Raw genomic sequence first — 7,501 nt, forward strand, 5'->3', positions numbered from 1 at the left:
CATAAACGGGGCTGCAAATATCTTAAGAAAAGTATTCCCAAAGGTAACCCAATGGGATAGGGGCATAGTGGACATGCCCTGTTCTGCATGCTGCGTAGAGCAGCCTGCAGGTTCATGCCGCGAAGCGGCGTAACAGAAACCCTTTCCGACGCAGAGTCGGTGGAGGTAGTTCATATGGGCATTGTATTTTCCCTCGGCAGCTTTATCAGTTCAATGGCATATTTATTGTTTTTGCTTTCTGTTGGAATGTACATCGCGATACAGAAATTCTTGGCAGAGCAGACGAATTAATGAAAACATATGGCAGAACACCATCAGGTAGTTGGTTGTGTTCTGCCATTTTCGTGAATGCTCATTTTTTTCTTTGTACAAACTTATTAACAATAGCGTTCAAATCTATAGTCGCAACGCAGATAAAGACAGGAACAAATACTATAAGATATCGAGCTCTTGTCTCAAATAATGTTACAAAAAGAAACATACCTATTGAAGATGTAACAAGAACTGTTTTAGCTCTGGTCTTTTCCAGTATAACTGAAAATGCCATCAGGAATAATACAGCTAGCCAAGCAGCCTGTTTTATGGCAAGATGATATTTCCAATACTTTCCTGTATGATAAAAGATTTCTCTTAAAAACGGGCTTATTCGTTCATTCTTTTCATCATAAATTGTATGATAAAAGTTTCCTTCCAATCCCCAGGCAAATGAGCCGTCGTTAAAATTCGACAAAGTTTTCTTTCTTAGATGGTTAAGAAGTCCTAAGGTACCATAATCATGTAGCCTTTGGCGAATCACCTGTTTTTGAGCATTAGCTCGCTCAGTTTTATCTAATATGCCTGAGGATAGTGCTACATCATCAGGATTCCACGCTCCGCCTCTTCTTTCATTGAGACCCATCATAAGCATGTGTAGCGCTCCCAGATTCATGTTTTCATCAATTTCAATTCTTGTATAAGCAATTGCCTTCTTGAACAACCCTTGTGAAGCAATAACAGTTATGGCAACTATCATTAACATTGCTATGAAGTATTTTGTTCTATTTTTAATAACGCTTTTACTAATGTCTTTCAGTCCATAGATTATTTCAGTTATGACAATTGCTATAGCCATGATCAGTATCATTGGCTTTAATTTGTAGCCCCAATAAGATAGAAGTGTAATGGTAAACGTTCGCCATAGCTTTTTTTTAGTGGGGACCCTGCGAAAAAGCTGATACTGCCTCATAATTAAAATGGGAAATACCAATCCCATTGAATCTGTATATGGTATTACAATCCAACCGGATATTCCTAATAAAATGCAAAATATTATCCATCCGATCCAGGCAAATCCATTATTGTCGGTCTCGTCATAGATTACTTCGTATACTGTACGTGCGGTAAGCGAATATAAGAAACACTGCACCAATATTATGAATGCTCTACCATCCCATGAATCGATTACTCCGTAATACGCATTTATTTTACATAGGACATAATCCACAAAAAGGATGAACTGATTATTGGGATACATTGAATAGTACAGGCTATTGTCGGGTGTATTTCCCCAGGTAAGTTCTTTCGCATCGTCAAAAACGACTCCGGCATCCCATCCGGTTGCAAAATAAATGTTCATTGCTAAATAGCTTAATGCTATAAACAAAATTCCGGTTGCAATATTTAGCTGTTTTTTTTGCTTTAATTGGTTTGGGGAATCCTTAGAAGCTAGTACCCCCCCTAGGAAAAGCGGCACTATACCGCCAATTAAAAGCAAAATCTCATGGAGAAGGAATGATTTTCTGAATGCATAATTATCTTTTCCACATAACATGATAAGAGACAGAATTACAATTAAACATACAGAAAATATGATATATATGCTGTTTGCCAAAAAATCAGATAATCTATTTCTAATACTATTGTCCATGATATACTCCCTCCCAAATATTCCTTATTATACCACGTAAAATCCATCTTAAGTATGCGTAATGGGTTTTTTGGTGATACATCTATCCTTTAATATGTATATAATGGTGAATATATTTGCATGCTGTAGTGGTCTATTTGTTACAAGCGTTATGTAGGAGGTTTAGGAAATATTATGGCGAATATTTGGGAAATTCTTCATAAACCGGATACGGTCGTGTTCTTTGATATAGACGGAACACTTACAAGCTACAACTATGGGCAGCACCACGCTCATCATGAGCTGGATGGCACTCCGGAATTTCGTGATGTGAATATCTATGCTGATTGCAAGAGGCTTAAGCCTCTCTATGACTATATCTGCAGTCATGACGTGAACAGACTCTTTTGTATATCAAGGGAACCTCATGGGCATGAGGCCTGGAAGTCTGAGATGGTGGAGCGCCTGTATGGTATCCCCGCATCTCATTGCTTCTATACCCTCGAGGCAAGAGAGAAGCCTGAGATTGTCATGGATAAGGTAAAAGAGTTGTTTCCGGGCATAGATCCTGAATCCGTGGTCCTGATGGATGATAATGATGATACCCTGGGAATGTACATGGCTAGGACGCCTTTCTGCACGGCTCATCCTATGATTTTCATGGAACATATATAAGTAGAGTATAAATGTCTGTTGACATCAAGTTGTCTGTCAATTATACTTACAACTAATATTTTTCAGAAAGAGATGTTGTTATTATGATAAGATTCGCACTCATCAATTCAATCGCACCATCAGATTCCAATCCCGTGAATAATAATGATCAGGGGTCTGATTGTGTTATGTTTGATGAGGATGCTTCGAAGTGCATGATGTAAAATCTTAGCATAATTTATAAGTAATTAAGCCTCATCAGACTTGGAAATTAGTTTGATGAGGTTTTTTATATTAATGATATGGGTGTCAAAAGTCAAAAATGCGTACATGCTTGCATGTTAAGCATTTTGACTTTATGACCCGAACAAATATGAGGAATAAGCAATTTACGCAGTAAATTAGCGTTTTCCGAATATTTGCAGAATTGCGAAAATGACTTTAGTCATGGAGCAATTCGTATATCATATTAATTTCAGGAGGAGAAGATTATGGAACTAATTACCGAAGGAGCAACAAGAGAAGAAATCGTCAGCAGTTTCTATGGCCAGTATGAAGAGGACAGCCGCCTTGAGAGGTCGATTCATGGAAGGCTTGAATACGCTACCACTATGAATTACATCCATAGATATGCCGATAAGAACTCCAGAGTATTGGAGATAGGCGCGGGCACCGGAAGATACTCTATAGCCCTTGCCAAGGAGGGCATGGATGTAACGAGCGTTGAACTGGTTGAGAGTAACCTTGGCATTCTCAGGAAGAACAGCGAGGGTATGGCCAATATCCGTTCATTTCGGGGAGATGCTACAAGCCTTGAGATGCTGGAGGACAATTCCTTCGATGTTACGTTGGTTTTCGGCCCTCTCTATCACCTGTATGAAAAAGATGAGGTGAATAAGGCAATTGATGAAGCCATAAGAGTGACCAAGCCCGGCGGAGTTCTGCTTTTTGCCTTCATTTCAATCTACGCCATAATGTATTCCAACTATTTTTGCGGCAACTGGGGGTTTGGACAGGAGGAGAATTTCACTGAAGATTATGGCATTAGGCACTTTAAGGAACAGCTTTTTACCGGATATGACATCGTCGAGTTTGAAGAATTATTCAAGGCAAAAGATGTATCATGGATCACCACCACAGGCGTTGACGGCTTGATCGAACCGCTTGAGCCCAGGGCTGATTTTGCAGTATCGGAGGAGGATTTCAAGAAGCTGTCCGACTGGTACCTTCATTTCTCTGAGAAAAGAGAACTTCTTGGAAACACCAACCATCTGCTGTATATCTGCCGTAAGAAGGATAATTAACAATAAAACATAATTCTTTTATCAAAAAGTTCTTGCAAATAGATAAACATGCGATACAATCACATTGCGCACAATGCAACGTGGTTTGTTAAAGAGGTATCACAATGAATAATTTATCTGCAAATCAAAAGAGAATCAGCTTAGTACTTAAGCTTGCTGCCAGGGCTAAATAATAACGAGATAGGATTAAATGCCATGTATCGAGTTTGCATTATTCGGTACATGGCATTTTTATGTCAACGGATAGGCTTAGGGGATAATCTGGTATTATAAAAAATATCATTATTGGCTATTTCTATATTACCAACAACTGCTATATAATTGCACTTAATTTAAGTGATTAGTAAGGGAGATGCAGGAAAAATGAGAGTTGCTGCAATTAACGATCTGTCAGGATTCGGTAAATGCTCACTTATGGCAGATATATCAGTCATGACTTCCATGGGAATTGAGGTCTGTCCGGTTCCGACAGCTGTTCTGACCGCGCAGACAGGTTTTCCCTCCTACTATATGCACGACACCTCGGATATGGTGTCACATTGCAGGCAGGAGTGGAAAAATGCCGGAGAGAGCTTCGAGGGTATTTTGACCGGCTATATGCCCCAGTGCCGGGTTGCCGATGACGTTCAGGATTTTGCCAATGCTTTTAAAACAGACAATACAGTCCTTCTGGTGGATCCCGTTATGGGAGACGGCGGCAGGTGTTATTCCAATTATTCAGCCGAAATGCTGGAAAAGATTAAAAAACTGGTGTCCATGGCAGACATCATAACTCCCAACCTGACAGAGCTGTGCCTTCTTGCCGGTGAAGACCCGGAGAGGGTGTTGGAGGCCGCAGCCGGCAACGATGGCATCGAACGTATCATAGAGATCGCCAAAAGAGTCAGATCACATGATTTGCAGAGCATCGTGGTAACAGGAATTGCTGTGAACGAAGAGGAAATAGGTAATCTGGTAGTTCACCCAAACGGTGCAGATGTGATAACAAGTCCCCAGAACGGCCGAAGCTATTCGGGAACAGGAGACCTTTTTGCGGCAGCGCTTCTTAGTAACGTACTTATAGGAAAAGATATAGTGGAAGCAGTTAAGGCAACTGCAGATTTCATATACAGAGCTGTTATGGGAACGGATGCAAAGGACCGTAACTATGGCGTTGACTATGAAAAAGTATTGTATGAAGGGATTGGAGGACAAAGATAAGATGGCAAGAGAAAACGTAAGATCAAAAACCAGACTGATGGCACTTACAGGCGTTATGGCTGCATTAACCGTGATTTTTACTGCATACATTTTTCATATTCCTGTGGGAGTGAACGGTGGCTATGTTCACTTCGGAGATACAATAATCTACCTGGCAGCAGCTCTACTGCCGGCGCCCTATGCTATGCTGGTGGGAGCTCTTGGAGGCGGTATTGCAGACCTTCTTACTGCGCCTATGTGGGTAATACCAACTGTTATTATTAAATCGCTCATAGTACTTCCTTTTTCAAGCCGTGGCAACAGGCTTTTGTCAAAGCGAAACATGGCTGCTCCGGTCATAGCATTTTTAATCTCAGCTACAGGATATTATATTGCAGAGATGATTTTATTCGGTACGAAGGTTGCGATTTTTTCAGCTTTTACCGGTAGTTTTGTTCAGTCCGGAGGAAGTGCACTCTTTTTCTACATTCTGGCGGTAGCCCTTGACACTTCCGGTATCAAAAAGACGATTTTTCAGTTCTGATAATTACATAAGCTTGGGAGGATAATAAAATGGCGGATATTCTATACAAATACAAGACTTCAGTCTATGCGAATATTACTAATAAGTGTAATTGCAGGTGCACCTTCTGCATCAGATTCCTTAAGGACGGCGTGGGGGATGCCGATACTCTGTGGCATCAGGTGAACCCCACCAAGGAAGAAGTTATAGAGGCAATACGAGGCTATAATTTTGAAGGCTTTGACGAGCTGGTTTTCTGCGGATATGGTGAGCCTACCTGTGCCCTTGATATTTTGCTGGAAGCAGCGAGAGTTGCAAAGGAGGAGAAAGGGCTTAAGACCCGCCTTAATACCAACGGACTTGGAAACGAGGAAAACGGCAGGAATATTGTTCCTGAACTTGCCAAGGTGATCGACAGCGTATCTATCAGTCTTAATGCGCCGGACAGCGCTAAATATGAGTCTGTTACCAGACCTCAGGTAGAGGGCGCCTTCGATAAAATGGTGGATTTTGCGGGGAAGTGCAAGGAAGAGATCGGGAACGTTAAGTGGTCCATAGTGGATGTTCTTCCCGAAGACCAGATAGAAGCGTGCAAACAGCTGTCCGAAAAGACCGGAATAGAACTTAGGATCAGACATTTCACCTGATATTGTAAATATTGTATATGTTCATACTATGGAGGATTCCGACATGACAGTATCTTACCCTTACAGCATCAGAGACGTACATATAAGCGATCCGTTTATTCTTGCGGATGCCGGATCAGGCTTTTACTACACCTATGTCCAATTTGTCGACACCGAGAGATTTCCTGAGGCAAAGTGTGATGAGGCATGCTTCTATGTGTTAAAATCACCGGATCTTGTCAACTTTTCAGAGCCAAAGGTATGCTTTCGAAAAGGAGATTTCTGGGCGGATAAGGACTATTGGGCACCGGAATGTCACATCTGGAAGGGGAAATACTATATTATTTCTTCATTCAGAGCAGAGGGAAAATACCGCGGATGCCAGTGCCTGGTATCCGATTCTCCGGATGGCCCCTTTATGCCTGTAGGTGACGGCCCGGTTACGCCAAAAGGCTGGCACTGTCTTGATGGGACACTGTATGTGGACGAAGAAGGTGCACCCTGGATGATATTTTGCCATGAGTGGATGCAGGTCTATGATGGTCAGATCTGCGCAGTTAAACTAAATGATGATCTGTCAAAAGCAGTATCGGAGCCGGAGATTTTGTTCAGGGCATCGGATGCTCCCTGGCGCGGCAATTCTGCTGCTGACGGAGGGCTTGTAACCGATGGCCCTTTTTTGTACAGATTAGAGTCCGGGACCCTAATAATGCTCTGGTCCAGCTTCTCCGAAAGAGGCGGATATACAGTTGGATACGCCAGATCTGCCAGCGGTACAGTGCATGGCCCCTGGATTCAGGAAAAGATCCCTTTATATGCGCTTGATGGCGGACATGCAATGCTATTTAAGACCTTCGAAGGTAAGCTCATGATGTCACTTCATTGTCCCAATATTCATGAGAAGAAGAGAATTCTCTTATTCGAGATGGAAGAGCGCGGCGATAGCATTGCAATAATAAATGAGGTAACCGGAAATTGGTACAATGCTGCCGGCGGAAGTGCAGAGAGATGGCGTTATAATACGCCCTGCAGTGAGCCATTCTTTATGTGAAAATGCATGAACAATCCGGTTTGATATTTAGTGTGAAAAAAATCGTTAAATAAAGTGTTGACACTTATATTGCACAGTGATATATTTATCTACGTTGCCGCTGCGGACAGGACACATCGAAAAGCCCGCAAAGGCAGTAGTGGAGCGGATTCTAGGCTCCTGCACCTTGACAAATAAACAGTAATGCAACCCTGAAAAATTCCAAGAGAATTATTCAGAATTAACAAACCAAAAGTAATAACGGACAGAACATTAAAGCCAAGCTTTTAGTTCTGGCCG

The 7,501-nt window shown here is 41.8% G+C and carries 7 protein-coding genes; 6 read left to right on the forward strand and 1 reads right to left on the reverse strand.

Annotated elements, in window-relative coordinates; genetic code table 11:
- Positions 1 to 352: 352 nt before the first annotated feature.
- The gene (locus tag NXH67_RS03765; RefSeq protein WP_272796458.1) at positions 353 to 1,906 is read right to left on the reverse strand and encodes a hypothetical protein; all 1,554 of its coding nucleotides are present in this window, start codon (positions 1,904 to 1,906) and stop codon (positions 353 to 355) included.
- 174 nt (positions 1,907 to 2,080) lie between these two features.
- Here NXH67_RS03765 and NXH67_RS03770 point away from each other — a divergent pair, with 174 nt between their 5' ends.
- The 6 genes from NXH67_RS03770 (at position 2,081) to NXH67_RS03795 (ending at position 7,222) form a co-directional block, all read left to right on the forward strand.
- The gene (locus tag NXH67_RS03770; RefSeq protein WP_022779866.1) at positions 2,081 to 2,560 is read left to right on the forward strand and encodes a hypothetical protein; all 480 of its coding nucleotides are present in this window, start codon (positions 2,081 to 2,083) and stop codon (positions 2,558 to 2,560) included.
- 470 nt (positions 2,561 to 3,030) lie between these two features.
- Entirely contained in the window at positions 3,031 to 3,843 is an 813-nt protein-coding gene (locus NXH67_RS03775) for a class I SAM-dependent methyltransferase (RefSeq protein WP_272796460.1), read from the forward strand.
- 363 nt (positions 3,844 to 4,206) lie between these two features.
- Positions 4,207 to 5,043, forward strand: coding sequence for a PfkB family carbohydrate kinase (locus NXH67_RS03780; protein ID WP_272796462.1), 837 nt, complete (start codon positions 4,207 to 4,209; stop codon positions 5,041 to 5,043).
- Positions 5,003 to 5,566 (forward strand): TIGR04002 family protein, encoded by a 564-nt coding sequence (locus NXH67_RS03785; RefSeq protein ID WP_272796463.1) that lies wholly within the window; start codon positions 5,003 to 5,005, stop codon positions 5,564 to 5,566. Before NXH67_RS03780 ends, NXH67_RS03785 begins: the two co-directional genes overlap by 41 nt.
- A 29-nt stretch (positions 5,567 to 5,595) precedes the next feature.
- On the forward strand, positions 5,596 to 6,192 hold the full coding sequence (locus NXH67_RS03790) for a TIGR04100 family radical SAM protein (protein ID WP_272796464.1): 597 nt from the start codon (positions 5,596 to 5,598) through the stop codon (positions 6,190 to 6,192).
- 43 nt (positions 6,193 to 6,235) lie between these two features.
- Positions 6,236 to 7,222, forward strand: coding sequence for a glycoside hydrolase family 43 protein (locus NXH67_RS03795; protein WP_022780118.1), 987 nt, complete (start codon positions 6,236 to 6,238; stop codon positions 7,220 to 7,222).
- Positions 7,223 to 7,501 lie beyond the last annotated feature (279 nt).

It is taken from the genome of Butyrivibrio sp. DSM 10294 (genome assembly GCF_028539135.1).
GTDB lineage: Bacteria > Bacillota > Clostridia > Lachnospirales > Lachnospiraceae > Butyrivibrio.